The sequence below is a fragment of the Kitasatospora sp. NPDC023385 genome (assembly GCF_055664045.1).
This window is the reverse complement of record NZ_JBVOOL010000008.1, coordinates 221,776-247,788: the sequence shown is the minus strand read 5'-3', so window position 1 is coordinate 247,788 and position 26,013 is coordinate 221,776. Positions and strand designations below refer to the sequence as shown.

Below are 26,013 nucleotides of genomic sequence, written 5' to 3'. Positions count from 1 at the left end.
CGGCCACCCGGCCGGTGCACGAAGGATCCGGGCCCGGTGCTCTCCGACGGGAGCACCGGGCCCCCTCGCACGCGCCTCAGCAGCCCTGCGCCTCAGCAGCCCCAGCAGCCCTGATCCTGACTCAGGGGTTCAGGACGATCTTGCCGAACACCTCGCCCTTGGCGAGCCGGGCGAAGCCGTCCCGGGCCTCGCTCAGCGGCAGCACCGAGTCGATCACCGGGCGGACGCCGGTGTTGGCGCAGAGTGCGAGCAGCCCGGCCAGCTCCTCCTTGGTGCCCATGGTCGAGCCGACCACCTTGAGCTCCAGGAAGAAGATCCGGTTGAGCTCCGCGGCGCTCGGGTTGGGGCCGGAGGTGGCGCCGGAGATGACGATGGTGCCGCCGGGGCGCAGCGACTTCACCGAGTGCGACCAGGTCGCGGCGCCGACCGTCTCCATCACCGCGTCCACCCGCGCGGGCAGCCGGGCGCCGCTCTCGAAGGCGGCGTCGGCGCCGAGCTCCACCGCCCGGCGGCGCTTGGCCTCGTCCCGGCCGGTGACCCAGACCCGCAGGCCGGCGGCCTTGCCGAGGACGACCAGCGCGGTCGCCACTCCGCCGCCCGCGCCCTGCACGAGGACGGTGTCACCGGGCCTGACTCCGCCGTTGGTGAACAGCATCCGGTAGGCCGTCAGCCAGGCGGTGGGCAGGCAGGCGGCCTCCTCGAAGCTCAGCTCGGCGGGCTTGGGCAGCAGGTTCCAGGTGGGGACCGCCACCTGCTGGGCGAAGGTGCCCTGGTAGCGCTCGGTGAGGATGGAGCGCGGCTCCTCGGGGCCGACCCCGTGGCCGGTCTGGCCGATCACCGAGTGGATGACCACCTCGTTGCCGTCCTCGTCGACGCCGGCGGCGTCGCAGCCGAGGATCATCGGCAGCTTCTCGGCGGGCAGGCCGACCCCGCGCAGCGACCACAGGTCGTGGTGGTTGAGGCTGGCGGCCCTGACCGTGACCAGACTCCACCCGGGACGGGCCTGCGGCTCGGGGAGTTCGCCCAGTTCCAGTGCGCCGAGCGGGTCGTCGGCGTCGATACGTGCGGCGTAGGCAGCAAACATGACCCGGACGATAGCGGCGACGGCCGGGGCCGGGAACCACGCGTGGGTGTGACGCGTGTCCCTGCCCCGGCCGTCCGCTGTCCGTCCGTCAGCCGTCCCCCGGGTCGTCGGCCCGGGTCAGATCCGGGCCACGCCCTCGGCCCGGGCGGCCTCGGCGACGGCCTTGGTGACCGCCGGGGCGACCCGCTCGTCGAACGGCGAGGGGATGACCTTCTGCGGCGTCAGCTCGTCGGCCACCACGCCGGCCAGCGCCTTGGCGGCGGCCAGCTTCATGCCCTCGGTGATGCGGCTGGCCCGGACCTGCAGGGCGCCGGCGAAGATGCCGGGGAAGGCCAGCACGTTGTTGATCTGGTTCGGGAAGTCGCTGCGCCCGGTGGCGACGACCGCCGCGTACTTGTGCGCGACCTCGGGGTGGATCTCCGGGGTGGGGTTGGCCATCGCGAAGATGAAGGCGCCCTCGGCCATGGTCGCGACGACCTCCTCCGGCACGGTGCCGCCGGAGACGCCGATGAACACGTCGGCGCCGGCCAGCGCGTCGGCCAGCGTGCCCTTGACGCCCGAGCGGTTGGTCAGAGCGGCGATCTCGGCCTTGACGTCGGTGAGGTCGCCGCGGCCCTCGTACACCACGCCCTTGCGGTCGCAGACCGCCACGTCGCCGATGCCGGCCGCGACCAGCATCTTGGCGATGGCGATCCCGGCCGCGCCGGCGCCGGAGATGACGGCCCGCAGCGAGCCGATCTCGCGGCCGGTCACCTTGGCCGCGTTCCACAGGGCGGCGGTGCTGACGATCGCGGTGCCGTGCTGGTCGTCGTGGAAGACCGGGATGTCCAGGGCCTCCTGGAGCCGGCGCTCGATCTCGAAGCAGCGCGGGGCGGAGATGTCCTCCAGGTTGACGCCGCCGAAGGAGGGCGACAGCCGGACCACGGTCTCGACGATCTCGTCGACGCCGGTGCAGGCCAGCGCGATCGGCACCGCGTCGACGCCGCCGAACTGCTTGAACAGGATGGCCTTGCCCTCCATCACGGGCAGCGAGGCCTGCGGGCCGATGTCGCCGAGGCCCAGCACCGCGGTGCCGTCGGTGACCACCGCGACGGTGTTGGACTTCCAGGTGTAGTCGTTGACCAGCTCCGGCTGCTCGGCGATGGCCGTGCAGACGCGGGCGACACCCGGGGTGTAGGCGAGGGACAGGTCGTCCGCGTCGCGCACCGGGACGGTCGCCCGGATCTCCATCTTGCCGCCGCGGTGGAGCGCGAAGACCGCGTCGACCGGATCGTCGGTGTCCTGGGTGCTGCTGCTGATGATCTCCGCTGCCACGATGACCTCTTCGTCATTGATCGGGTGAGGGTGCGCGGCCGACGGGCTGGGCGACCCGTCCGGAAACCGGAAACCGGGTACGCGGAAGCGGACCCGGGGTCGGGGTCGGGGCGCTGCCGTCGGGCGGCGCCCTCGGATGAGGGTTTTATGGGGTCTTTGTTGGTGCCCGCGTCGTGCTACGGGCCGAGCCTAGGTCGGACAAAGGCATCGCACCTATGCCTTTTCGTCCTCGTCACGCGCGCTTCATCGCCGCGCTGTCGCGTCCCAGGGGCCCGGCGTCGGAAGCGCCGGGCTCCGGCGGCGGCAACGGCATGAGCGCACGCGCACCCGCTGGAGTGAACGCAGAGCCGAAGGGGAGTCGGCACTCCGGATACGGAGCCGCGTGAGGACTTCCGTTCCCGAGAACCCGAGCCTGTCGGGGCTCGTCGGTCTGGTTCGAGCGTTCGGGGGTCACCCGGTACCGAATTCTGACACACCCGCCGCCGGGCCCGGCAGGGCGGGATGGCAGGATCGCGTGTCCGCCATTTCGCGTACACCACCGCGACACCGTGGCGACCGCACGTCCCTCCCACAGGAGCACCCCTCATGCCTCACCTCCTCCCCGCCCGCCGACCGGCCCTGGCCGGTGCCGTCCTGGCCGCCGCCGGGGCCCTGCTGCTGACCGGTTGCGGCGGTGGCGGGCAGGCCACCGCGGACGACCCGGTCAAGGACATCCGCGCCAAGCTGCCGAAGGCCCAGCGCTCGGCCGGGGTGCTGCGGATCGGCATGGACGTCAACTACTCCCCGGTCGAGTTCCGTGGCCAGGACGGCAAGCCGGCCGGCCTCGACCCGGACCTGGCCACCGCCCTGGGCAAGGTCCTCGACGTGCGGGTCGAGTTCGTGGACACCCCGTTCGACAAGCTGGTGCCGAACCTGCAGGGCAAGCAGTACGACGTGGCGATGTCGGCGCTCAGCGACGTCCGCCGGCGCCGCGACGGCCTGGACGAGAACGGCAAGCAGGTCGACTCCGGCGTGGACTTCGTGGACTACTTCATCGCCGGCACCTCGATCGTCGTCCCCAAGGGCAACCCCAAGGGGATCAGGACCCTGGACGACCTGTGCGGCAAGACCGTCGCACTGCAGCAGGGCACCACCCAGGACGACATCGTCACCCGCCAGGTGGCGGTCTGCGCCCGCAGCGGCCGCCAGCTGACCACGCACAAGCTGGACAGCGACGCCAAGGCGCTGGCCGAGGTGTCCGCCGGCGCGGCCGCGGCCGGCCTGAACGACTTCCCGGTGGCCGCCTACGCGGCGAAGACCACCGACGGCGGCAGCCGCTTCGAGGTGACCGGCGCGCAGTCCACCTCCAACCCGTACGGGATCGCGGTGCGCAAGAGCGACAACGAGCTGCGGGACGTACTGGCCAAGGCGGTCGACCAGTTGATCCGCAGCGGCGAGTACGACAAGGTCCTCACCAAGTGGGGTGTCAGCGCCGGCGCGGCGCAGAACGCGGTGGTCAACGGGGGCATCTGAGCGGGCGGGCGGCGGGCCTCCGGGCGGAGCACAGAGGGGTCTGCATACTTATGCGCAGGGTGACAGGGGAACGGAATCAGTCCGAATAGCGGACAGTGCGACCCCTTGTTATCCGATTTTGATCTGGATAAGGGCCACCTGACCGTCATGAGATGGCAGGATTCCCCCCATCTCGGATCGAGCCGACCACTGGTCGAGGCGGTTCAGGTCAACGTCCACCTCGGCGGAGGGTGGCGGAAGCAGCACCTCGCACCATCCTGGGCGGTCCCAGCGCCCAGGCACCGCACGACCCGGCCGGCACGTACGACGACGTACGACGCACACCCGTACGACGCACTCCCGTACGACGCCGTACGGCCCGCTCCCAGGTGCGCCGCTCCCGCGGCGCGCTCCGCCCGACCTTCTCTCCCAGGAGGAGATCCCCCTCATGACCGCCCGTACCAAGCGCAACCGGCTCTTCGCTGCCGGTGTGGTCGCCGCCTCCGTCTCCCTCGTGCTGACCGGCTGCAGCAGCAGCAAGAGCAGTGGCACCGGCGCCCCCAACGCCTCCGCGACCGTCTCCGAGGTCAAGGCCGACCCCAAGCTGGCCGCACTCGTCCCGGACGACGTCAAGGCGACCGGCAAGCTCGTGGTCGGCGCCGACGCCTCGTACGCGCCGGACGAGTTCAAGGACGACAGCGGCAAGGTCATCGGCATGGACGTCGACCTGGCCGACGCCATCGCCAAGAAGCTCGGCCTCACGGCCGAGGTCCAGGACTCGGGCTTCACGGCGATCATCCCCGGCATCCAGTCGAACAAGTTCCAGCTCGGCATGTCGTCCTTCACGGACAACAAGGAGCGCGAGCAGATCGTCGACATGGTGACCTACTTCAACTCCGGCAGCGCCATCGCGGTGAAGAAGGGCAATCCGGAGAAGGTCGACCCGAAGGACCTCTGCGGCAAGAAGGTCGCCGTCCAGACCGGCACCACCCAGGCCGACGAGATCAAGGACACCCGCAACCCGGACTGCGCCAAGGCCGGCAAGCCGGGCATCCAGAACGACGGCGACAAGTTCGACCTCCAGACGGACGTCACCAACGCCGTCGTCTCCGGGCGCGACCAGGCGATGATGGCCGACTCCCAGGTCGTCGACTACGCGATCAAGCAGTCCGGCGGGCAGCTGGAGAAGGTCGGCGACACCTACGGCGTGGCCCCCTACGGCGTCGCCCTGGCCAAGGGCTCCAAGCTCTCCCCGGCCATCCAGGGCGCCGTCCAGTCGCTGATCGACGACGGCACCTACAAGCAGATCCTCACCAAGTGGGGCGTCGAGGCCGGTGCCCTCGACAAGTCGACCGTCAACGGCGCCGTCAACTGATCCCTCGCCTGCTTCATCTCTCCCCCGAGGCCACACCGTGAACTCTATGGACCAGGGGACGCCGGAGAAGGGACGGCCTGAGACCATCAAGGCCGTCCCGGTCCGCCACCCCGGACGCTGGGTGGGCGCCGTCGTCATCGCCCTGCTCGCAGCCATGCTGCTGAGCGCCCTCCTCACCAACCCCGCCTTCAAGTGGGACATCGTCGGTCAGTACCTCTTCCACGACAGCATCGTGCACGGCATGGTCGTGACGCTGGAGCTGACCGTCCTCTCCATGCTCATGGGCGTGGTCGGCGGCATCATCCTCGCGGTGATGCGGCTGTCCCCGAACCCGCTGCTCTCCGGCACCGCCTGGGTCTACATCTGGGTCTTCCGCGGCACCCCGGTGCTGGTGCAGCTGGTGTTCTGGAACTTCCTCGGCCTGATCTGGGCCAAGCTGTCGATCGGCGTCCCGTGGGGCCCGGAGTTCTGGTCCGAGTCGACCAACGTCCTGATCCCGACCTTCGTCGCCGCCCTGCTGGGCCTCGGCCTGAACGAGGCCGCCTACATGGCGGAGATCGTCCGCGGCGGCATCCAGTCGGTCGACGAGGGCCAGACCGAGGCCGCGCACGCGCTCGGCATGAGCCGGTTCCAGACCATGCGGCGGATCGTCCTGCCGCAGGCCATGCGGGTGATCATCCCGCCGACCGGCAACGAGACCATCTCGATGCTCAAGACCACCTCGCTGGTCTCGGTCATCTCTCTGGAGGAGATCTTCCGGGCCGGTCAGGTCATCTACTCTCGGAACTACCAGAACATCCCGCTGCTGATCGTGGTCAGCCTCTGGTACCTGTTCTTCACCTCGGTGCTGACCATCGGCCAGTACTACATCGAGCGCCACTACGCCCGAGGCTCCAACCGCACCCTCCCGCCCACCCCGTTGCAACGGCTGCGGGGCCTGTTCGCCGGGAAGCCCACCCCGAAGACGACCGCCGACGTCGTCCCGGGGCTCGAGGGAGGTGGTCACGTATGACCGATCTGACCAAGACCCCCGCCGGCTCCGCCGCCTCCGCCGAGCCGATGGTCCGCGCCGAGAACGTGCACAAGTCCTACGGCCTGGTCGAGGTGCTCAAGGGCATCGACCTGGAGGTCCGGCAGGGCGAGGTGTTCTGCCTGATCGGCCCGTCCGGCTCCGGCAAGTCGACGTTCCTGCGGTGCATCAACCACCTGGAGAAGGTCAACGGCGGCCGCCTCTGGGTGGACGGCGAACTGGTCGGCTACCGCCAGAAGGGCGACAAGCTCCACGAGCTCAAGGACCGCGAGGTCGCCCTGAAGCGGCAGGACATCGGCATGGTGTTCCAGCGCTTCAACCTGTTCCCGCACATGACCGCCATAGACAACATCATCGAGGCGCCGATCCAGGTCAGGGGCGAGAACAAGGCGGACGCCCGGGAGCGCGGGATGGCGCTGCTGGAGCGGGTCGGCCTCGCCGACAAGGCGAGGAGCTACCCCTCCCAGCTCTCCGGCGGCCAGCAGCAGCGGGTGGCGATCGCCCGCGCGCTGGCCATGAAGCCCAAGCTGATGCTCTTCGACGAGCCCACCTCGGCGCTCGACCCGGAGCTGGTCGGCGACGTCCTCGACGTCATGCGCGGCCTCGCCGAGGAGGGCATGACCATGGTGGTCGTCACCCACGAGATGGGCTTCGCCCGGGAGGTCGGCGACGCGCTGGTGTTCATGGACGGCGGCGTGGTCGTCGAGTCCGGCAACCCCCGCGACGTCCTCACCGACCCCCAGCACGAACGCACCAGGGCCTTCCTCTCCAAGGTGCTCTGAGCCCCGCACCGTCGGCGCCCGGCAGGAAGCCCTGCCGGGCGCCGACGCCCGCCCGAGTCGTTGGAGTCCCGCCCGGGTAATAGGCTGGAAGCAGTCAGCCCGTTACCGATTTTCTGGAAGGACCGCCGTGGAGCTCGCCTCGTACGCCGATCTGGCCGTCCGGCTGGTCAACACCGAGGAGCCCGAGCGCGGCACCGACACGCTGACCTCCGTGGACGCGGTGCGCGCCCTGTTCTCCGACTCCTCCCGGGCCGCCACGCTCGCCGACGAATCCGACCTGCCCCGGCTGCGGGCGGTGCGGACCAGGCTGCGCGGAGTCTTCGAAGCCGCCGCCGAGGGCGACGAGACCCGGGGCGTCGACCTGCTGAACAGCCTGCTGATGGAGTACCCCGTCAGCCCGCTGGTCTCCGGCCACGACCACCTGGACGACGCCGGACAGCCCCGCTGGCACCTGCACCTGGCCGACAACTCGGCCACCGCCACCGCGCACTTCAGCGCCGTCGCCTGCATGGGCCTGGCCGTCCACCTGACCGAGCTGGGCGCCGACCGGCTCGGCATCTGCCAGGCCGCGCCCTGCCGCAACGCCTACCTGGACACCTCGACCAACCGCTCCCGCCGCTACTGCTCGGACCGCTGCGCGACCCGGGCCAACGTCGCCGCCTACCGGGCCCGCAAACGCCAGGAGGCGGAGGCCGCGCTGGGCACCGGGAAGTAGGCGCCTGCACTCGCCGGGCCTGCTCCTGCCAGACCTCCCCCGGCTAGACCTCCTCGACCCGCACGCCGAGGCGGCGGGCCAGCCCCGGCACCCGGGCCAGCCGCGGGGTGAGCAGCAGCCGCTCCAGCCGACGGCCCGGCGCCAGCCAGGCCGGGCGCGGGCGCAGCCGCAGCACCACCCGGCCGAGCACCAGTTCGTCCGGGACGGCGCCGTAGCTGCGGCTGTCGCTGTCCACCGGACGGTTGTCGGAGAGCAGCCACCAGCCCCCGGCCCGGCGTTCGACGGCCCGTTTCACCACCAGCAGGTCCTGCTGGAAGGGGTGCCGGAACAGCACCACCGCGCCCGGCCGGATCGGCGCGCCGTAGCGCACCAGCAGCTGGTCGCCCTCGCGCAGGGTCGGGACCATCGACGGGCCCGCCACGTCGACAAGCCCGAACGGCAACACGCCGCCCCGGCCCGCCCGTTCCCCGCCCTCGGGTTCCGTGCTCCGCGTCACGACTCCTCCTCGCACCGGTCCGGCTCCAGTCTGCCGTACGGGCCGTCACCTGCCCGATGTCCGGATTGGCCCGGTTCCGGGTCCGCCTTTTGCCCTAGGCCCACCGCCCGACCGCGAAACCCGGGAGGCGGAAGGGTAATCTCGGGCGCGGGAAGACGATCTAAGGAAGGACTCCCATGTTCTCTCGTCTGTTTGCACCGCGTGCCACCGCTCACGCCCACTGTGACCTGCCCTGCGGCGTGTACGACCCGGCGCAGGCCCGGATCGAGGCCGAGTCGGTCAAGGCCACCCAGGAGAAGTACCAGGCCAACGAGGACCCGCACTTCCGCGCGCGCGCGATCATCATCAAGGAGCAGCGCGCCGAGGCCGTCAAGCACCACATCTCGGTGCTGTGGAGCGACTACTTCAAGGCCCCGCACTTCGAGAAGTACCCGCAGCTGCACCAGCTGGTCAACGACACCCTGAAGGCCGCCTCGGCCGCCAAGGCGTCCACCGATCCGGCCACCGGCCAGGCCCTGCTGGACCTGATCGCCGAGGTCGACAAGATCTTCTGGGAGACCAAGCAGGCCTGAGCCTGACGCGTCGCCACCCGACCGCCCCCGTCCGCACCGCCGGACGGGGGCGGTCGTGCGTCCACGCCAGAAGCCGTCCGCCCATGCCCGAGCCGACCTCGGTAAGGGTTGCATGCCCTGAGTGCCTGTTATGCTGCCTAGGCGTCCGAGGGGGAAGTCCGGTGAGAGTCCGGCGCTGACCCGCAACGGTGAGCGAGGCCCGTACCAGCCGTACGGCCCCGCCAGCCCGATCGCCCTCGGCCGCTGGACTCCCGACGACTCGCCGTGGACTGCGAGCGGAACGGCGCCCCGGCACGCCCGCGGCCGGCGCCCGCCCCGGCGCACCCACGGCCCGAGGCAAGGCGCGACCCGCACGTGAGTGACACGCCCGTTCGCCGAATACCCGCGCTCCCGCTCGCCGTCGGCCTCGCCTCCGCCCTGCTCGTCTCCCTGGTCTGCGGGGTCGCGTTCGGCTCCTCCGGGATCGCGCTCCCCCGTGTCCTGCGGCTGCTGGGCGCCGGGCTGACGGGCGGTCGGCTGGAGATGGGCGAGGCCGCCGCGTACGCCATCGTCTGGGAGATCCGGCTACCGCGCACCGTGCTGGCCGCCGTGGTCGGCGCCGGACTGGCCGCCACCGGGGTCGCCGTCCAGGCGCTGGTGCGCAACGCACTGGCCGACCCCTTCGTGCTCGGCATCTCCTCCGGCGCCGCCGTCGGCGCCAACGCCGTCCTGTTGTTCGGCGCCTTCGCCTCGCTCGGGGTGTGGGCGATCTCCGCCTCCGCCTTCGGCTCCGCACTGGCCGCCATGGCGCTGGTCTACCTCGCCGCCCGCACCGCGTACGGGCTCACCCCGCTGCGCCTGGTGCTCACCGGCACCGCCCTCTCGTACGGCTTCTCCGCCGCCACCACTCTGATGGTCTTCGCCGCCGACCGCGGCGAAGCCGCCCGCGCCGCCATGATGTGGCTGCTCGGCAGCCTCGGCGGCGCCACCTGGGGCTCGGTGCCGATCGCCGCCGCCACCGTGCCGGCCGGACTGGCCTACCTGGCCTGCTCCGCCGGGCGGTTGGACGCGCTCGCCATGGGCGACGAGACCTGCGCCTCGCTCGGCGTGGATCCGGACCGGCTGCGCCGCGAACTCTTCGTGGTGACCGCCGCCGTCACCGGCACGGTGGTCGCGGTCAGCGGGGCGATCGGCTTCGTCGGGCTGCTGGTACCGCACCTGGCGCGGATGCTGGTCGGTGCCGGGCACCGCCGGGTGCTGCTGGTCGCGCCGCTCGCCGGGGCGCTGCTGCTGGTCTGGGTGGACATCGCCTCGCGCACCCTGCTGGCGCCCGCCGAACTGCCCGTCGGGGTGTTCACCGCCGTGCTGGGCGTGCCCGCGTTCCTGCTGATGATGCGCCGTCGCGGCCAGGCCTTCGGAGGCACCCGATGACCGACGGGCACGGTGTGGCCCGCACGGCGGCCGCGGCCGGCCTGACGAAGGGCCAGGACCTCGCCGTCGACGCCGTCTCGGTGGAACTGGCCGGCACCCGGCTGGTCCACGAGGTGAGCCTGGCGGCCGCCGCCGGGCAGGTGGTCGGGCTGATCGGGCCGAACGGCAGCGGCAAGTCGACCCTGCTGCGCTGCGTCTACCGGGTGCTGCGGCCCGCCGGCGGAGCCGTCCGGCTGGACGGCGACGACCTGCACGCGCTCACCGCCCGCCAGACGGCCCGGCGGGTGGCCGCCCTGACCCAGGAGCACTCCGCCGAGTTCGACTTCACGGTGGCCGAGGTGGTCGCCATGGGCCGGCTGCCGCACCGGCGCGGGCTCGGCGCCCCGGCGGACGGGGACCGGGAGCGCTGCGCCGAGGCCCTGCGCAAGGTGCGGGCCGGGCACCTCGCCGACCGGGGCTACCTGAGCCTGTCCGGGGGCGAGAAGCAGCGGGTGCTGTTCGCCCGCGCGCTCGTCCAGGAGCCGCGCCTGCTGGTGCTGGACGAACCCACCAACCACCTCGACATCGCCCACCAGTTGGAGGTGCTGGCACTGGCCCGCGAGACCGGCCCGACGGTGCTCACCGCGCTGCACGACCTCAACCTGGCGGCGGGCCACTGCGATCTGCTCTACGTGCTGCGGGCCGGCCGGATCGTCGCCTCCGGGCCGCCCGGCGAGGTGCTGCGGCCCGCCCTGCTGGCCGAGGTGTTCGGGGTCCGCGCCACCCCGGTCCGGCACCCGGAGACCGGCGCGCTCCAGCTGCTGTTCGACCGCCTCCCCCACACCGAACGTCCTGACCACCCGGACCGCCCCGACTGCGCTCCCGGCGCCTGACCCACCGAAGGAACCACCGTGCGCACCAAGGCCATTGCCACCGCCGCCCTGCTCGTCCTCGCACTCACCGCCTGCGGCGCCGAGATCGCCCCGCAGGACGCCGCCACCGGCTCCGCCCACTACCCGGTCACCGTGGAGAACTGCGGGGAGAAGCTGACCTTCGACCGCAAGCCCGCCCGGACGGTGACCAACGACGTCAACATCACCGAGCTGATGCTCTCCCTCGGCCTCGCCGACCGGATGGCCGGCTACGTCATGCCCGACGACAAGGGCAAGGTCGACCAGGTGCCCTGGAAGGACGGCTACCGGCAGACCGCGTGGCTCTCCAGGAAGACGCTGACCAAGGAGCTCGCCCTGGACGCCAGGGCCGACCTGGTCCTCGCCGGCTGGCACTACGGCTTCGACGAGGGCAGCGGCGTCACCCCGCAGGCGTTCAGGGCCCTCGGCGTCGACGCGTACGTGCTGAGCGAGTCCTGCCGCAGCGGCAGGGGCACCGCGCGCGGCGTGATGGACCCGCTGGACGCGCTCTACACCGACCTCGCCAACCTCGGCGAGGTCTTCGACGTCAAGGACCGCGCCGACCGGCTGATCGCCGACTCCAGGGCCCGGATCGCCGCCGTCCCGCAGCCCGAGCGCCGCCCGTCCGTCTTCCTGTACGACAGCGGGCAGGACAAGCCGTACACCGCCGGGAAGTTCGCCGCCGCGAACCAGATCATCGCCAAGGCCGGCGGGACCAACATCATGGGCGACCTCGCCGACACCTGGGTCACCGCCGGCTGGGAGAGCGTGGTGCAGCGAGACCCGGAGGTGATCGTGGTCAACGACTACGCGACGCCCGGCGCCGAGGAGAAGCGGGCGTTCCTCAAGTCCTTCCCGCCGCTGGCCGGCGTCTCCGCGATCAGGAACGACCGGATCTTCGTCCTGGACTACGTCGACCTGGTGGAGAGCCCGCGCAACCCCGCCGCGATCGGCGCCCTGGCCGACTACCTGCGCACGGTGCCGGCCCGCTGACCGGCCCCGCCGCCGCTCTCGCCGGGCGTACGCTCAAGGTACGAGCCGACGGACCCCCGACCGGAGGAGCGAGATCATGACCACCATGGCGTCCCCCGCCGCCGCCTTCGACACCCGCGCGCTGCGCGAGGGCATCGAGCGCCGCGACGCCGAGGCCCTGCTGGCGCTCTACGCACAGGACGCGGAACTGCGCGTGGTCGACCGCACGACCCAGCCCAGCCACCCCCTGGTGATGCACGGCCTGGAGGAGATCGGCGCCATGCTCGCCGACGTCTACGGCCGGGAGATGACCCACAAGCTGGAGCAGGTGGTCGTCCAGGGCGACCACGTCGCCTTCCTGGAGTCCTGCCGCTACCCGGACGGCGTCCGGGTGCTGATGGCCTCGATGGCCGACCTGCGGGACGGCCGGATCGTCGACCAGACCTCCGTCCAGGCCTGGGACGAGACCGGGCCCGAGCAGTAGGCTCGCAGGCATGATCCGCACCGCCGTCGCCACCGACGTCCCCGTCATCCACGCCATGATCCGCGAGTTGGCGGAATACGAGAAGGCCCCGCACGAGGCGGTGGCCACCGAGGAGCAGTTGCGCGAGGCCCTGTTCGGCGACGCCCCGGCGGTGTTCGGCCTGATCGCCGAGGACGACGCCACCGGCGAGCCGGTGGGCTTCGCCGTCTGGTTCCTCAACTTCTCGACCTGGCGCGGCACTCACGGCGTCTACCTGGAGGACCTGTACGTCCACCCGCGGGCGCGCGGCGGCGGCCACGGCAAGGCGCTGCTGCTGGAACTCGCCCGGATCGCCGTGGAGCGCGGCTACTCCCGGGTGGAGTGGTCGGTCCTGGACTGGAACCGGCCCGCGATCGACTTCTACAAGTCGCTCGGCGCGGAGCCGATGGACGAGTGGACCGTCCACCGGCTCACCGGCGAGGCGCTCGCCGCCGCCGGCCGCCGCTGAGCGGACCGAAGGAGTCCGGAAAAGGGTCTGCCACCCTGCGTCGCAATGCCTTACCATGAGTAACCCCGAACCGGGGTGCGGAAAGCAGCGCGATGGCGGACCCGCGACACCGGGCCGCTTTTTCGAGAGGCGGCATCACGGGTACAGCAGGGGCAGCAAGAGCGGTAACCAGCGGGGTACCAAGCAAGCACAGCGCGCCACCCAGGAGGCAAGGGTGTCCCAGATCGACGGCGATCTCGGCGTTCAGGATTTCGTGGAGGTCCGGCTCCCGGCAGCGGGCGCCTACCTCTCCGTCCTGCGAACAGCGACGGCCGGGTTGGCCGCCCGGCTGGATTTCACCCTCGACGAGATCGAGGACCTGCGGATCGCGGTCGACGAGGCCTGCGCCATCCTGCTCCAGCAGGCGGTGCCGGGCTCCGTCCTGTCCTGCGAGTTCCGGTTGGTCGGCGACTCGTTGAAGGTCACCGTCGCCGCTCCGACGACCGACGGCAAGGCTCCCGAACGGGACACCTTCGCCTGGACCGTGCTCTCCGCCCTGGCGGGCGAGGTCGACTCCTCGGTCGCCGAGGACAAGACCGTGACGATCAGCCTGCACAAGAAGCGCGGCGGGTCCGCCGCCCACTAGCAGTCGGGCGTCGAACGCACCGCACGGACCGCGCAGCACCGTGCAGCACGCACAGCACCGAGCAGCATCGAGCAGCACCCGCGCAAGGGCCGTCCGCCGCTCCCCCGACCGGGGGCCCGGCGGACGGCTCCCGGTACCGCCCCGCGCGGTACGACCAACGAGACGAATCCGGGGCCACCGGCCCCGGTGCTCCCGGAACGGAACGGGGGAATGGCCGTGAGTGATCTGGACCGTACCGGCCTCGCGACGGCGGGACCTGCCGTACCGACCCAGGCGAGCGTTCCCGGCCTCGCCGCCAACGACGAAGCGCACCCGAAGGACGCCCACCGGATGAGCCACCCGACCGAGCCGACGTCCGAGCCGACGCCTGCCGCCGCGCCCCCGCCGGATCCGGTGGAGCAGGTGGCCCCGGTTGAACCGGCGGGACCGGCGGAACAGGTGGAGCCGGTGGAGCCGGAGCGCGTGGCGGAGCCGCACGGCGCCGTGCCCGCGCAGAGCTCGCACCGCACCGGCGCCCCGGACCGGGAGGCCGCCCGCGCGCTGTTCGTCTGCCTGTCCGCGCTGCCCGACGGCTCCCCGGAGCGGGTCGAGCTGCGCAACCAGCTGGTGCGGATGCACATCCCGCTGGTCGAGCACCTGGCCCGGCGCTTCCGCAACCGCGGCGAGCCGCTGGACGACCTGACCCAGGTCGCCACCATCGGCCTGATCAAGTCGGTGGACCGGTTCGACCACGAGCGCGGGGTCGAGTTCTCCACCTACGCGACGCCGACCATCGTCGGCGAGATCAAGCGGCACTTCCGCGACAAGGGCTGGGCGGTGCGCGTCCCGCGCCGGCTGCAGGAGCTGCGGCTGTCGCTCACCACGGCGACCAGCGAGCTCTCCCAGCGGCACGGCCGCTCCCCCACGGTGCACGAGCTGGCCGAGCACCTGGGGATCTCCGAGGAGGACGTCCTGGAGGGCCTGGAGTCCGCCAACGCGTACTCCACGCTGTCCCTGGACGTGCCGGACAGCGACGACGAGTCGCCGGCCGTCGCGGACACCCTGGGCGCCACCGACGAGGCGCTGGAGGGCGTCGAGTACCGCGAGTCGCTCAAGCCGCTGCTGGCCCAACTGCCGCCCCGGGAGCAGAAGATCCTGGTGCTGCGGTTCTTCCGCAACATGACCCAGTCGCAGATCGCCGCCGAGGTGGGGATCTCCCAGATGCACGTGTCCCGGCTGCTCGCCCGGACGTTGGCCCAGCTGCGGGAGAAGCTCCTGGTGGAGGAGTGAGACTGACGGCCGCTCAGCTTCGGCTGGGCGGCCGTCCGGTGCCTCGGCGGTCCCGCGCGCTCAGTCCTCGGACGGGGCGTACAGGGCCGCCGTCGTCTTCGGGCTGAGCAGGGCGCCGATGCCCGCCAGCCCGAGCAGGCCGACCAGCACGCCGGCGGCGATCATCGCGCCGCCGTTCTCGACCATGTAGTACGCGACCGGCAGGCAGATCGAGTTGGTCAGCACGGCCGGGCTGCGGCCCCAGCGGCGCTCCTTCAGCAGCGCGCAGGCAGCCAGGACCGGCAGCACGCCGAGCAGCACGATGACCAGGCCGCCGAACTCGTTCAGGGCCAGTTGCCGGGACTGGCCGGACAGCGCGGCCACCATGTCCCAGACGCCGGCGACGGCGAGCGCGGCGCCCGCCAGGGCGGTGATGGCGGCGCCCAGGGTCAGGGACGCCGGACGGCCGGTGCCGGCCTCAGGTACGGGTGCGGAGGTTTCTGCGGTCACTCCAGCAGGGTAGCCGCCGGTTGGTCCGTACCGCCCCGTAGGCTTTCCCCATGCGCGCTCTCCTGGTCGTGAACCACAAGGCCACCACCACCAGTGGCCGGACCAGGGACGTCCTGATCCACGCCCTGCGCAGCGACCTCAAGCTGGAGGTGGCCGAGACGCAGTACCGGGGGCACGCGCGCGACCTGGCCCGGGAGGCGGCGGAGGACGGCACGGTCGACCTGGTGGTGGCACTGGGCGGCGACGGCACCGTCAACGAGGTGGTGAACGGGCTGCTGACGCACGGCCCGGGCGAGAAGGTCCCGCGACTGGCCGTGGTGCCGGGCGGTTCGACCAACGTGTTCGCCCGCGCGCTGGGCCTGCCCAACGACCCCGTGGAGGCCACCGGGGCCCTGCTGGACGCGCTGGAGCACCAGCGGGAGCGCCCGATCGGGCTGGGCAAGGCGATGACCGAGGGGCTGCCGGACCGCTGGTTCACCTTCACCGCCGGCCTGGGCTTCGACGCCGGGGTGGTCGGCCGGGTCGAGGAGCAGCGCAAGGCCGGGCGCAGGTCCACCCACGCCCTCTACGTGAAGCAGGCGCTCCGGCACTACTTCACCCAGCGTGAGCAGCGCCGCTCGGGCCCGGTCTCCCTTGAACTGCCGGGCCACGGGGCCGTTCCGGGGCTGGTCCTGTCGATAGTCAGCAACACCTCGCCGTGGACGTTCCTCGGCAACCGTCCGGTCTACCCCTCACCGCTCGCCTCCTTCGACACGGATCTCGACGTCTTCGGCATCACCCGGATGACGGCGTTCGGAACCGCTCGAACGATCCGTCAGATCCTGCGGGCGTACACGCCTTCGAGCGATGGCACTCCGGCCGCCGGGCCCTCCGGGAAGCACGTCGTCTCCTACCACGACGTCAGACACTTCACCTTGGTTTCAGAGGAACCCACCCCGTTCCAGGTGGACGGGGACCACCTTGGGGACAGGAGTCGCGTCAGTTTCACAGGCGTACGGCGGGCACTGCGTGTGATTGTGTGACCGGAAGGGGGGTTCGCCCTTCTTCTCGAACGCACAAGCCCCCTTCACTCCATAGAAGTACCGGCTGTGAGCTAGGCGACACCGAAGAATCAAAAATTCCTCCTCGAAGGGGGTTGTATCCGAGCCCGAGGTTTGCGAACCTCTACATGGCGATCGGGACACGTCGCAGCGACGGCGACTCCGGAACCACAGGAGCACCGACCGCGAGGTGTCCCTCGAATCGCCGAATCCCCCCCAGCACAGACCGACCGGGCCCGGTAGGCCTTTGGTCTCTTTTGCTGTTGCGGGATTCGTGAAAGCGTTCACATTCACAAGCCATCGATTATGCCGTTGGGCCACCCCCGTCGGCAGGAGGAGTTGGACGACCATGGACTGGCGCCACCGCGCTGTCTGCCGCGAAGAGGACCCGGAGCTGTTCTTCCCGATCGGGAACACCGGTCCTGCTCTGCTGCAGATCGAGGAAGCCAAGGCCGTGTGCCGCCGTTGTCCGGTCATGGAACAGTGCCTTCAGTGGGCTCTGGAGACCGGTCAGGACGCCGGCGTCTGGGGCGGCATGAGCGAGGACGAGCGTCGCGCGATGAAGCGCCGCGCAGCCCGGAACCGCGCCCGCACCGCCTGATCCGACGATCACACGGCGTAGCACCGGCAGTAACCGCAGGACCGATCAACACATGATCAAAGGCTTCCCTGCACTTCCTGGTGAAGCCTTCCGCACAAAGGACCTTGCCCAGCCTGGTCCCGCGACACCGAACCCGTCCAGGCACTTGATACTGTTCACTTAGAGCAATATCGTGGAGCTAAGGCGCTCACCGTGTGCAACGCACCGGCGAGGTGTCGCACCACCCAGAGCCCCCGTTCCGGCCGACTCCCCCCGACGGCCGGAACGGGTTGAGAGGCCCTGTCGACCCACCCCCCCCCGGTCGACAGGGCCTCGTTTCTGTTCCGCACCCGATCCGGTGAACCTGCTGGGGCGCACGGAGTGCGCACCCGGCGCGCCCGCCGGACACGCGCCCCCGGCGGGCTTCCGCACTACCGAAGCTCAGCGGACCGGGATCTCCAGGATCACCTTCGTACCGCCGTTCGGGCCGGCGACCATGTCGAAGGTGCCGCCCAGCTCGCCGGTGGCCAGCGTCCGGACGATCTGGAGGCCGAGGTTGCCGGCCGTCTGCGGGTCGAAGCCCTCCGGCACGCCGCGGCCGTCGTCCTGCACCGTGATCAGCAGGTACTCCTCCGGCCGGGTGCCGCCGTTCCAGCTGTCCGACCAGCCCTTCCCGGTCGCCGGGGCCCGACCGCGCAGCGCGCTGATCTCCAGGTTCCCGGAGGCGGTCGGGCCGAAGGCGTGCTCCAGGGCGTTCTGCAGCAGCTCGGTCAGCACCATCGACAGCGGGGTGGCCACCTCGGCGGACAGGATGCCGAAGCTGCCGGTGCGGCGGGTCGCCACCCGGCCGTCCTGGGACAGCTCCATCGCCATCGCCAGCACCCGGTCGGCGATCTCGTCGAAGGCCACCCGCTCGTCCAGCCCCTGGGAGAGCGTCTCGTGCACGATCGCGATCGAGCCGACCCGGCGCACCGCCTCGTCCAGCGCGGCCCGCCCGGACTCCGACTCCATCCGGCGGGACTGCAGCCGCAGCAGGGCCGCGACGGTCTGCAGGTTGTTCTTCACCCGGTGGTGGATCTCCCGGATGGTGGCGTCCTTGGTCATCAGCTCGCGGTCGCGGCGGCGCAGCTCGGTGACGTCCCGGCAGAGCACCAGCGAACCGGTCAGGATGCCCTTGGGCTTGAGGGGGATCGCCCGCAGGGTCACCACTCCGCCCTGGGCCTCCACCTCGGTCTGCCGGGGCGCCCAGCCGCTGGCCACCTTCACCAGTGCCTCGTGGACGGCCGCCCGGTTCGGCGGGGCGAGGTCGGCGGTGGCCTGGCCGAGGTGGCTGCCGACCAGGTCCGAGGTGAGGCCGAGGCGGTGGTAGGCGGAGAGGGCGTTGGGGCTGGCGTAGGTGACGATGCCGTCCGCGTCCAGGCGGATCAGGCCGTCGCCGACCCGGGGGGCGGCGTCCATGTCGATCTGCTCGTGTCCGGGGAACGGGAAGCTGCCGGCCGCGATCATCTGGGCCAGGTCGGAGGCGCTCTGCAGGTAGGTGAGCTCCAGCCGGCTGGGGGTGCGGACGGTCAGCAGGTTGGTGTTGCGGGCGATCACCCCGAGCACCTTGCCCTCGCGGCGGACCGGGATCGACTCGACCCGGACCGGGACCTCCTCGCGCCACTCCGGGTCGCCCTCGCGCACGATCCGGCCCTCGTCGAAGGCGGCGTCCAGCAGCGGGCGGCGGCCGCGCGGGACGAGGTGGCCGACCATGTCGTCCTGGTAGGAGGTGGGCCCGGTGTTGGGCCGCATCTGCGCCACCGAGACGTACCGGATGCCGTCCCAGGTGGGGATCCACAGCACCAGGTCGGCGAAGGAGAGGTCGGAGAGCAGCTGCCACTCCGAGACCAGCATGTGGAGCCATTCCACGTCGGCCCCGGTGAGGGTGGTGTGGCGGCGGACGAGTTCGTTCAGCGAGGGCACATGGCGAGGGTAGCCCCGCCGGTCCGGGCGGGGCGCGGCGGACCGGTGGGCGGACCGGCGGGGCCCTGGTGTGACGGCCCGGCGACCGGCCGGAGTTGTCCAGACCAATGTCGGGAGCGGCCTGGACAACCCAGATTGGTCTAGTCCACAATGGAAGGGCACCAAGGAGAGGCTCCCGCGCAACTGCCCTGACCGCGCGCGGCCTTTCCTCGGTCGGACGCCGCCGAACGAGGACCCCGCACAGTCCTCGATCGATCCCGGTGCCCGACGACAGCTCCGGGCTGCGGTGCCGCACGGGTTGAGGGTCCTGTGTCGGCGCCGTGGCCCGTAGTGCTGTCCTGCCGCCGGCCGTCCCCCTCGGACCGCACCCCTCCGCTCCGCAGCTCCGCGAAACCGGCCCCCGTCCACAGCCTGTGGACGGGGGCCGGTCCGCGTGCCGGGGGTCAGCGGGTCTCGGTGACCTTGGCCAGGGCGCGCGGCGCGTCCGGATCCTGGCCGCGGGCGATGGTGACCTCGTACGCCAGCAGCTGCAGGGGCAGGATCTCCAGGATCGGCTGCAGCTCCTCGGGCACGCCTGCCGGCAGCGCGAAGCCCGCCGAGGCGGCGTCCACCTGCGCCTGCTGGCCGATCACCACCAGGTCCGCGCCACGGCCGCGCAGGCGGTCCAGCACCGGCTGCAGCGCCTCGCCGCCCTTGCCGTCCGGGACGATCGCGATCACCGGCGAGACGTTGTCCACCATGGCCAGCGGGCCGTGCAGCAGGTCCGCGCCGGAGAACGGGGAGGCCGGGATGTAGGTGGTCTCCATCAGCTTCAGCGCCGCCTCGCGGGCGGTCGGGTAGCCGTAGCCGCGCGAGGTGATGACCAGGCGCTGGGCGAAGCGGTACCGCTCGGCCAGCGCCTTCACCTCGGGCCGGCGGGCCAGCACGCCGGCGGCCAGGCCCGGCAGCTCCTCGGCGGCCGACGTGTCGCCGCCGCGCAGGCCCTCGACCAACAGGTACAGCGCCAGCAGCTCGGCGGTGTAGGTCTTGGTGGCGGGCAGCGCCTTCTCCGGGCCGGCCAGCACGTCGATGTGGAACTCGGAGACCTCGGCCAGCGGCGAGGCGGCGTTGTTGGTGACCGCGAGGGTGATGGCGCCGGCCTCGCGGGCGGCCTTGGTGGAGGCCACCAGGTCCGGCGAGCCGCCGGACTGGCTGACGGTGACGACCAGGACGTCGGTGAGGTCCGGCTTGGCGCCGTACGCGGTGGTGGTGGACATCGAGGTCAGGCCGGCGGGCTTGCCGAGCAGGATCTCGATCAGGTACTTGGCGTACAGCGCCGCGTTGTCGGACGTGCCGCGCGCGGTGAGCAGGACGAAGCGCGGGTTGCGGGCGGCGATCCCGGCCGCGACCTCGCGGATCTTCGGGGCGCCCTCGTCGAGGATGCGCTGGAGGACGGCCGGCTGCTCGGCCATCTCCGCCGCCATGATCCGGCCGGGCACGGAAACCGTCTGCGGGTCGGACATCTGGGTCTGCCTCCGATGAGATGGTTCGACCCCGCCCGGGCGGCTGCCCGACGGGGACCTCTACGGCGGCGAGTCCGCACACTCGCTGCGGTTCTTCGTGCGGCAATCGTACGGGCGAGCCCGCCCCGGAGCACCCCGCGGACGCCCCGCCCGGAGGCGGACGGGGCGCACGGCGGCGGAGCGGATCGCGATGGCGGAGCGGGTCGCGGCGGCGGGCCCGGTCAGGACGGCTTGTTGATCAGCTGGTCGATCGCGGCGTCGGCCTCCTTGGTGGCCTGGTCCACCGACTTGCCCTTGAGGATCGCGGTCAGCATGTCGGGGATGATCTTCTGCTTCTCGATCGCGCCCCAGCCGGGGGCCAGCGGCGTGAACCAGGCGTCCGGGACGGCGTTGGCCGCGGCGGCGGTGGACGGCTTGCTCTTCAGCGGGTTCAGCTGGGTCAGGTTGTTCGGCAGGATGTCCTTGTCCGCCAGCGCCTGCTCGGACTTGGAGGCGGTGAACATCCGGACCCAGTCGGTCGCCGCCGCCACCGACGCGGACTTGGCGGTGACGGCGAGGTCGGAGCCGCCGATGAAGGTCGGCAGCGGCTTGCCGTCCGGGCCGGGCATGGTGGCCACCCTGACGGCGTCCTTGATGCTCGGGTCGCCGGTGACCGGCGCGGTGACGCTGGCCGCCTCGTAGCCGTTGCCGTAGAAGGACGCGGCGTGGCCGCGGGCCATCGACTCGAACTGGTTCTGCTCGTTGACCGCCAGGTCGCCCTTGTTGTACTTGCGCACCAGGTCGGCGAAGTGGCTGATGCCCTCCTGGGACCTGGCGTCGTGCAGGGTGCCGTGCCAGTTCCCGGCGCTGTCGAACTTGGCGATGCTGCCGCCGGACGCGGCGACGTAGCTCATCGCGGCGTACCAGTACGGGCCGGGCAGGTAGAGCGGCGAGAAGGTCCTGTCCGCCTTGTTCTTGTCCGCGATCCGGTCCAGGGCGGTCAGCAGCTCCGCCTCGGTCCTCGGGAACTCGGCGCTGCCGGTGGCCTGTTGGAAGGTCGAGGAGTTGTAGACGGCGACCCGGGCACCCGCGTAGTAGGGCACGCACCAGAGCTTGTCCTGGTAGGTGCAGGTGTTGGCGAGCGCCTTGATCCAGCTGTCGGCGTTGTCGAAGGTGGTCCGGTCCACCGGGGCCAGCGCGCCGGAGAGCACGTACTTCATGGTCTCGGTGTTGCCCAGTTCGACCACGTCGGGGGCGGTGCCGTCGGCGATCGCCCGGTCGAGCCTGCCGACCTTGTCCGCCCAGCCCTGGTAGGCGAGTTTGAGGGTGATGTTCGGGTACTTCGCCGCGAACTCGTCGTTGACCCGCTGGACCAGGTCCGGCCAGTTCTTCTGGGCGTCGTCCATCAGCCAGACGGTGACGGTGCCGGTGGCCGCCTTGGGGTCGGCGGGACCGTTCCTGCCGTCGCCCGCGGGCGAGCCCGACGAGGAGCAGGCCGTCAGGCCCACCGCCAGGGCCGTGATGACGAGCTTCGGGACGAGCTGACGCGTCTTCACGCCGTCCTCCGAGGGTGCTAGAGCCGTGATGCCCGCCGGCAGCGTGATTGGCGCCCGCCGCGGAGAGTCCGGACAGGGGGCGGCGAAGAGCTTCGGGGTGGGCCGATACCACATCCGGCGAGGTGAACGCTCGAACCGGATGACTGGACTCTGGCCTAGACCAATGGCGGTGTCAACGGCCAAAAGCGCCTGTACGCACGGCCGTTGCAGAGCCGTTGTACCGCGTGGCGATCAGTCGCCGCCCCGTCACCGTCAGTGGATCTTAAGGCGGATTTAAGCCCCACTTGAGGGAGCACGGTCACCCGGCGAATCCGCAGGTCGGCGCGGGGATGTGACGCGGGGAGAACGCGGGGAAAAGCGTGGGGAAATGACGAAGGGAAATGACGCAGGGAAAGGCGCGGGAAAACGAACGGGCCCGCCACGCGCCATGCGCATGACGAGCCCGTCGGCCGACGCCCCCGGACACCGCCGGTGACGGTCCGCCAGTCGGTTCAGCCGATCGCTCCCGGCTGCCCGGTGAGCACCTCCACGGCCGCCAGCCCGCAGACCCGGGCGGCGCCGTGGGTGGCGATGTACAGCGCGCCGACCGGCTCGGACTGGGGCAGGCCCATCTCGACCACGGCCGCGTCCGGCCGGGCCGCCACCAGGCGGCTCAGCACGGCGGACATCCACCCGTAGCGGTGCGCGTCCCGGACCACCAGCACCAGGCGACGGCCCTCGGCCTCGGCCGCCAGCCCGTCGACCAGGGCGTCCAGCAGCTCCGGGGTCGCCTCGGCTGCCGACACCTCCCGGGTGCGGGTGCCGGGGAAGCGGTCGGCCAGCATCCCGGCCACGCCCCACGGGGTGACGTCGCCGACGGCGATGTTCGGCTCGTCCGAGAACGAGGCCACGTACGGGCGTTCGCTCACCGGGGGCGTCACCCGGCCCGGCGCCCGGACCACCTTCAGGGCCCGGCGCGCGGCCCGCAGGCCCACCGCCAGGTCCGGCTGGGGGCGCTCGCCCTGCGCCGAGATCCGGCCCCAGCTGCCCAGCGCCCGGACCCGCGCGGCGGCGTCCGCCAGCCGCTCCTCGTCGAGCCCGCCGGCCCGCACGCCCGCGACGATGGCGTCGCGGAGCATCAGCACGGTCTCCTCGTCGGCCAGGCCGCCGCCGACGCAGATCGCGTCCGCGCCGGCCGCCAGGGCCAGCACGGTGCCCTCGCCCATCCCGAAGGTGTCGGCGATGGCGCCCATCTCGATCGCGTCGCTGACGATCAGGCCCTGGTAGCCGAGGCCGCCGTCGGCCGGGGCGGCGCGCAGCAGGTCGCGCAGCACGGTGGGGCTCAGGGTGGCCGGCAGCTTCGGGTCCAGCGCCGGGATCATGATGTGGGCGGTCATCACGGCCTTGGTGCCGGCCGCGATCGCCGCCTGGAACGGGATCAGGTCGCGGGCCCGCAGCACGTCCAGGTCGACGTCGATGACCGGCAGGCCGTGGTGCGAGTCGACCGCGGTGTCGCCGTGGCCGGGGAAGTGCTTGGAGCAGGCGGCCACGCCGGCCGACTGCAGGCCCTCGACCCAGGCGGCGGTGTGCCGGGCGCACAGCTCGGGGTCGGCGCCGAAGGAGCGGACGCCGATGACCGGGTTGCGCGGGTTGGAGTTGACGTCCGCGGTGGGCGCCCAGTTGTAGTTGACGCCGGCCGCGGCCAGCGCCCGGCCCAGCTCGCGGGCGACGTCCCGGGTCAGCGCCGGGTCGTCGATCGCGCCGAGGGCGAGGTTGCCGGGCCAGGACGAGCCGGAGCCCGCCTCCAGCCGGGTGACGTCGCCGCTCTCCTCGTCGATGGCGATCAGCAGGTCGGGGTTCTCGGCGCGCAGCGCCCGGGTGAGCGCGGCGAGCTGGTCGAGGTCGACCACGTTGCGGTCGAACAGCGCGACGGAGCCGAGCCCGGCGGCGAGGTGGCGCAGCAGCCACCGCGGCGGCTCGGTGCCGACGAAGCCGGGCTGCAGGACGGTCAGGGCATCGCGGTGCAGCTGGTCGCTGTCCGCGGCGGTGGGTACGAGGATGCTCACGGTGGCTCAGCCCTTCACGGCGCCGTCGGTCAGACCGCCGACCGCCTTGCGCTGCAGGAAGATGAACAGGATCAGCACGGGGACGGCGAACATCGTGGACGCGGCCATGGTGGCGCCCCAGTCGTTGCCGAAGGCGGTCTTGAAGGACGACAGCCACAGCGGGAGGGTCTTGCCCTCGTCCTTGTTGAGGATCAGGACGAGCGGGAACTCGTTCCACGCCGTGATGAAGCCGAACAGCGAGGTCGACATCAGGCCGGGGGCGAGCAGCGGGAAGATCACCCGGACGAAGGCCTGGGTGCGGGTGCAGCCGTCCACCATGGCCGACTCCTCCAGCTCCTTCGGCACGGCGGCGATGAAGCTGCGCAGCGTCCAGATGGTGAAGGGCAGGACCATCATCATGTAGAAGAGGGTCAGCGGGACCAGGCTGTTCAGCAGGTCGTTGTCGCGGGAGATCATGTAGACCGCGATGGTCATGACCTCCCAGGGCGCCATCTGCGCCATCATGATCACCAGCACGAAGGCCTTGCGGCCGCGGAACTTCATCCGGGCGATGGCGAAGGACGCCAGGGTCGCGATCACCAGCGAGAGCAGCACCGCGCTGACGGTGACGGTGACGCTGTTGGTGACGTACGTCCAGAAGTTCGGCGCGTGGACCGCGGTGACGAAGTGGTCGAAGGTCCCGTCGAGCGGGATGAAGACCGGCGTCTTGCTGATGATGTCCTGGTCCCGCTTGAAGGACGTCGCGAACATCCAGTAGACCGGGAAGACGAAGAAGACGAAGAGGACGACCGCGATCACGTTCGGCCAGGTACGTCCGAAGAGAGAGCGCCTCACAGCTCGTCCTCCTGCTTGATCATGATGCGGAAGTAGTACGCCATCAGCGCGCCCAGCATCAGAATGGTGAGCACGGCGATCGCGGAGCCGATGCCGTAGTGCTGGCCGGAGGAGCCCTCCAGGAAGGCGTGCACGGGCAGGGTTCGGGTCAGCTTCTCGGGGCCGCCGGCGTTGACCGCGTAGACCTGGGTGAACGACTTGAACACCCAGATGACCTCGAGGAAGGTCGTGGCCAGGAAGAACGGCTTCAGGTTGGGGAAGATCACCGAGCTGAAGATCTTGAGCGAGCCCGCACCGTCCATCCGGGCGGCCTCGTAGAGCTCCTTGGGGATGGTGGTCAGGGCGGCGTACATGTTGAACGCCACGAACGGGACCGACATCCACACGATCAGCAGGATGATGACGAAGAAGGTCGTGTACTCGTCGCTCAGCCAGTTGTAGTCGGCCATCGAGTGCCAGCCCAGCTGGTCCAGGACCCAGTTGACGACGCCCCACTGGGAGTCGAACAGCCAGGTGTAGACCGTGGTCGCGGCGACCACCGGCATGGCCCAGGCCATCAGCAGCCCGATCTGCAGCACCAGGCGCATCTTCTTGCCGAGGTGGTTCAGGAGCAGGCCGATCAGGGTGCCGCCGACCATGATGACCACGACGTTGATCGCGGTGAAGGCGACGGTGCGCCCGGTGACCGCCCAGAAGTCCGGGTCGGTCAGCTGCTCCTTGTAGTTGTCGAAGCCGTTCCACTCGGTGATGTGCATGACCAGCTGGCGCCGGTTGAGGTTCTGGAACGACAGCAGCACCGTCTTGAGCAGCGGCCAGCCCAGCAGGGCGACGGTCGCCACGGTGGCCGGCAGCAGCAGCAGGTACGGGGCGAGGCGGGAGCCCAGGCCGGGGCCGCCCGCGGATCTGGCGCCCTTCGGCACGGCGGCCGCGGGCCCGCCGCCCGCGGCGCCCGTCTCGATACTGGCCGCAACGGCCTTCCCTGGATCCGGGGACTGCGTCTGCACCCGCTCCGAATGCACAGCCATCGTTC

General features: G+C 71.4%; 25 protein-coding genes and 1 riboswitch. Of the genes, 15 read left to right on the top strand and 10 right to left on the bottom strand.

Translation table 11 applies throughout. The features are described 5' to 3' along the window. Positions 1 to 121 precede the first annotated feature (121 nt). Together AC0B61_RS15905 and AC0B61_RS15900 are read right to left on the bottom strand one after the other, a co-directional pair. Positions 122 to 1,084, bottom strand: a complete 963-nt coding sequence (locus tag AC0B61_RS15905; RefSeq protein WP_471741246.1) for a zinc-binding dehydrogenase — start codon at positions 1,082 to 1,084, stop codon at positions 122 to 124. A 117-nt stretch (positions 1,085 to 1,201) separates the two neighbouring features. Continuing rightward, positions 1,202 to 2,398 (bottom strand): NAD(P)-dependent malic enzyme, encoded by a 1,197-nt coding sequence (locus AC0B61_RS15900; RefSeq protein ID WP_471741245.1) that lies wholly within the window; start codon positions 2,396 to 2,398, stop codon positions 1,202 to 1,204. 585 nt (positions 2,399 to 2,983) lie between these two features. On the opposite strand from AC0B61_RS15900, the gene AC0B61_RS15895 reads away from it, so the two are divergent. The 5 genes from AC0B61_RS15895 to AC0B61_RS15875 all read left to right on the top strand — a co-directional run bounded on the left by AC0B61_RS15895 (position 2,984) and on the right by AC0B61_RS15875 (position 7,791). Further along, positions 2,984 to 3,910 (top strand): ABC transporter substrate-binding protein, encoded by a 927-nt coding sequence (locus AC0B61_RS15895; protein WP_471741244.1) that lies wholly within the window; start codon positions 2,984 to 2,986, stop codon positions 3,908 to 3,910. 427 nt (positions 3,911 to 4,337) lie between these two features. Then, positions 4,338 to 5,264 (top strand): ABC transporter substrate-binding protein, encoded by a 927-nt coding sequence (locus tag AC0B61_RS15890; protein WP_471741243.1) that lies wholly within the window; start codon positions 4,338 to 4,340, stop codon positions 5,262 to 5,264. A 46-nt stretch (positions 5,265 to 5,310) separates the two neighbouring features. Then, positions 5,311 to 6,276, top strand: a complete 966-nt coding sequence (locus AC0B61_RS15885; RefSeq protein WP_471741242.1) for an amino acid ABC transporter permease — start codon at positions 5,311 to 5,313, stop codon at positions 6,274 to 6,276. Next, complete coding sequence (locus AC0B61_RS15880) at positions 6,273 to 7,076, top strand: amino acid ABC transporter ATP-binding protein (protein ID WP_471741241.1); 804 nt, start codon at positions 6,273 to 6,275, stop codon at positions 7,074 to 7,076. The genes AC0B61_RS15885 and AC0B61_RS15880 overlap by 4 nt, the downstream gene beginning before the upstream one ends. Positions 7,077 to 7,203: 127 nt before the next feature. Beyond that, positions 7,204 to 7,791: a CGNR zinc finger domain-containing protein gene (locus AC0B61_RS15875; protein ID WP_471741240.1), complete on the top strand. Its 588-nt coding sequence runs from the start codon at positions 7,204 to 7,206 to the stop codon at positions 7,789 to 7,791. Positions 7,792 to 7,834: 43 nt separating this feature from the next. Here the strand turns inward: AC0B61_RS15875 and sodX are convergent, their stop codons facing one another. After that, positions 7,835 to 8,197, bottom strand: coding sequence for a nickel-type superoxide dismutase maturation protease (gene sodX / locus AC0B61_RS15870; RefSeq protein WP_471741284.1), 363 nt, complete (start codon positions 8,195 to 8,197; stop codon positions 7,835 to 7,837). A 266-nt stretch (positions 8,198 to 8,463) separates the two neighbouring features. On the opposite strand from sodX, the gene sodN reads away from it, so the two are divergent. The 8 genes from sodN to AC0B61_RS15830 all read left to right on the top strand — a co-directional run bounded on the left by sodN (position 8,464) and on the right by AC0B61_RS15830 (position 14,996). Continuing rightward, the gene (gene sodN, locus AC0B61_RS15865; protein WP_471741239.1) at positions 8,464 to 8,859 is read left to right on the top strand and encodes a superoxide dismutase, Ni; all 396 of its coding nucleotides are present in this window, start codon (positions 8,464 to 8,466) and stop codon (positions 8,857 to 8,859) included. Between the two features lie 111 nt (positions 8,860 to 8,970). Beyond that, positions 8,971 to 9,080, top strand: a riboswitch (cobalamin riboswitch). 133 nt (positions 9,081 to 9,213) lie between these two features. Continuing rightward, positions 9,214 to 10,269, top strand: a complete 1,056-nt coding sequence (locus tag AC0B61_RS15860; protein ID WP_471741238.1) for a FecCD family ABC transporter permease — start codon at positions 9,214 to 9,216, stop codon at positions 10,267 to 10,269. Continuing rightward, entirely contained in the window at positions 10,266 to 11,141 is an 876-nt protein-coding gene (locus tag AC0B61_RS15855) for an ABC transporter ATP-binding protein (RefSeq protein WP_471741237.1), read from the top strand. The genes AC0B61_RS15860 and AC0B61_RS15855 overlap by 4 nt, the downstream gene beginning before the upstream one ends. An 18-nt stretch (positions 11,142 to 11,159) precedes the next feature. After that, the gene (locus AC0B61_RS15850) at positions 11,160 to 12,152 is read left to right on the top strand and encodes an ABC transporter substrate-binding protein (RefSeq protein ID WP_471741236.1); all 993 of its coding nucleotides are present in this window, start codon (positions 11,160 to 11,162) and stop codon (positions 12,150 to 12,152) included. Positions 12,153 to 12,228: 76 nt separating this feature from the next. Continuing rightward, positions 12,229 to 12,615, top strand: coding sequence for a nuclear transport factor 2 family protein (locus AC0B61_RS15845; RefSeq protein WP_471741235.1), 387 nt, complete (start codon positions 12,229 to 12,231; stop codon positions 12,613 to 12,615). 10 nt (positions 12,616 to 12,625) lie between these two features. Further along, a complete protein-coding gene (locus AC0B61_RS15840; protein ID WP_471741234.1) occupies positions 12,626 to 13,102 on the top strand; it encodes a GNAT family N-acetyltransferase in 477 nt (158 codons plus the stop codon). A 214-nt stretch (positions 13,103 to 13,316) separates the two neighbouring features. Continuing rightward, complete coding sequence (locus AC0B61_RS15835) at positions 13,317 to 13,727, top strand: ATP-binding protein (protein WP_471741233.1); 411 nt, start codon at positions 13,317 to 13,319, stop codon at positions 13,725 to 13,727. A gap of 210 nt (positions 13,728 to 13,937) precedes the next feature. Further along, positions 13,938 to 14,996, top strand: a complete 1,059-nt coding sequence (locus tag AC0B61_RS15830; protein ID WP_471741232.1) for an RNA polymerase sigma factor SigF — start codon at positions 13,938 to 13,940, stop codon at positions 14,994 to 14,996. 60 nt (positions 14,997 to 15,056) lie between these two features. On the opposite strand, the gene AC0B61_RS15825 is transcribed toward AC0B61_RS15830, so the two are convergent. After that, positions 15,057 to 15,485 carry a hypothetical protein gene (locus tag AC0B61_RS15825; protein WP_471741231.1) on the bottom strand — a complete coding sequence of 143 codons (429 nt, stop codon included), beginning with the start codon at positions 15,483 to 15,485 and terminating at the stop codon, positions 15,057 to 15,059. Between the two features lie 50 nt (positions 15,486 to 15,535). Between AC0B61_RS15825 and AC0B61_RS15820 the strand changes: the two genes are divergently transcribed. Both AC0B61_RS15820 and AC0B61_RS15815 read left to right on the top strand, forming a co-directional pair. Continuing rightward, the gene (locus AC0B61_RS15820) at positions 15,536 to 16,507 is read left to right on the top strand and encodes a diacylglycerol/lipid kinase family protein (RefSeq protein ID WP_471741230.1); all 972 of its coding nucleotides are present in this window, start codon (positions 15,536 to 15,538) and stop codon (positions 16,505 to 16,507) included. A 367-nt stretch (positions 16,508 to 16,874) separates the two neighbouring features. Continuing rightward, positions 16,875 to 17,126, top strand: coding sequence for a WhiB family transcriptional regulator (locus AC0B61_RS15815; protein ID WP_014138019.1), 252 nt, complete (start codon positions 16,875 to 16,877; stop codon positions 17,124 to 17,126). A 420-nt stretch (positions 17,127 to 17,546) separates the two neighbouring features. Here the strand turns inward: AC0B61_RS15815 and AC0B61_RS15810 are convergent, their stop codons facing one another. From AC0B61_RS15810 to AC0B61_RS15785, 6 genes are all read right to left on the bottom strand, one after another. Then, positions 17,547 to 19,067 (bottom strand): sensor histidine kinase, encoded by a 1,521-nt coding sequence (locus AC0B61_RS15810; protein WP_471741229.1) that lies wholly within the window; start codon positions 19,065 to 19,067, stop codon positions 17,547 to 17,549. Between the two features lie 443 nt (positions 19,068 to 19,510). Next, entirely contained in the window at positions 19,511 to 20,569 is a 1,059-nt protein-coding gene (locus tag AC0B61_RS15805; protein WP_471741228.1) for an SIS domain-containing protein, read from the bottom strand. A 221-nt stretch (positions 20,570 to 20,790) separates the two neighbouring features. Beyond that, on the bottom strand, positions 20,791 to 22,104 hold the full coding sequence (locus tag AC0B61_RS15800) for an extracellular solute-binding protein (protein ID WP_471741227.1): 1,314 nt from the start codon (positions 22,102 to 22,104) through the stop codon (positions 20,791 to 20,793). Positions 22,105 to 22,595: 491 nt separating this feature from the next. Beyond that, positions 22,596 to 24,149 (bottom strand): glycoside hydrolase family 3 protein, encoded by a 1,554-nt coding sequence (locus tag AC0B61_RS15795; RefSeq protein WP_471741226.1) that lies wholly within the window; start codon positions 24,147 to 24,149, stop codon positions 22,596 to 22,598. Positions 24,150 to 24,155: 6 nt separating this feature from the next. Next, a complete protein-coding gene (locus tag AC0B61_RS15790) occupies positions 24,156 to 24,983 on the bottom strand; it encodes a carbohydrate ABC transporter permease (protein WP_471741225.1) in 828 nt (275 codons plus the stop codon). Next, complete coding sequence (locus AC0B61_RS15785; RefSeq protein WP_471741224.1) at positions 24,980 to 26,008, bottom strand: carbohydrate ABC transporter permease; 1,029 nt, start codon at positions 26,006 to 26,008, stop codon at positions 24,980 to 24,982. The genes AC0B61_RS15790 and AC0B61_RS15785 overlap by 4 nt, the downstream gene beginning before the upstream one ends. Between the last annotated feature and the right edge of the window lie 5 nt (positions 26,009 to 26,013).

Coding starts and splice junctions, on each gene's coding strand:
- AC0B61_RS15905 (WP_471741246.1), bottom strand. CDS start 1,084: ATGTTTGCTGCCTACGCCGCACGTATCGACGCCGACGACCCGCTCGGC.
- AC0B61_RS15895 (WP_471741244.1), top strand. CDS start 2,984: ATGCCTCACCTCCTCCCCGCCCGCCGACCGGCCCTGGCCGGTGCCGTC.
- AC0B61_RS15890 (WP_471741243.1), top strand. CDS start 4,338: ATGACCGCCCGTACCAAGCGCAACCGGCTCTTCGCTGCCGGTGTGGTC.
- AC0B61_RS15885 (WP_471741242.1), top strand. CDS start 5,311: ATGGACCAGGGGACGCCGGAGAAGGGACGGCCTGAGACCATCAAGGCC.
- AC0B61_RS15880 (WP_471741241.1), top strand. CDS start 6,273: ATGACCGATCTGACCAAGACCCCCGCCGGCTCCGCCGCCTCCGCCGAG.
- sodX (WP_471741284.1), bottom strand. CDS start 8,197: ATGGTCCCGACCCTGCGCGAGGGCGACCAGCTGCTGGTGCGCTACGGC.
- sodN (WP_471741239.1), top strand. CDS start 8,464: ATGTTCTCTCGTCTGTTTGCACCGCGTGCCACCGCTCACGCCCACTGT.
- AC0B61_RS15855 (WP_471741237.1), top strand. CDS start 10,266: ATGACCGACGGGCACGGTGTGGCCCGCACGGCGGCCGCGGCCGGCCTG.
- AC0B61_RS15845 (WP_471741235.1), top strand. CDS start 12,229: ATGACCACCATGGCGTCCCCCGCCGCCGCCTTCGACACCCGCGCGCTG.
- AC0B61_RS15840 (WP_471741234.1), top strand. CDS start 12,626: ATGATCCGCACCGCCGTCGCCACCGACGTCCCCGTCATCCACGCCATG.
- AC0B61_RS15830 (WP_471741232.1), top strand. CDS start 13,938: ATGGCCGTGAGTGATCTGGACCGTACCGGCCTCGCGACGGCGGGACCT.
- AC0B61_RS15820 (WP_471741230.1), top strand. CDS start 15,536: ATGCGCGCTCTCCTGGTCGTGAACCACAAGGCCACCACCACCAGTGGC.
- AC0B61_RS15815 (WP_014138019.1), top strand. CDS start 16,875: ATGGACTGGCGCCACCGCGCTGTCTGCCGCGAAGAGGACCCGGAGCTG.
- AC0B61_RS15805 (WP_471741228.1), bottom strand. CDS start 20,569: ATGTCCGACCCGCAGACGGTTTCCGTGCCCGGCCGGATCATGGCGGCG.
- AC0B61_RS15785 (WP_471741224.1), bottom strand. CDS start 26,008: ATGGCTGTGCATTCGGAGCGGGTGCAGACGCAGTCCCCGGATCCAGGG.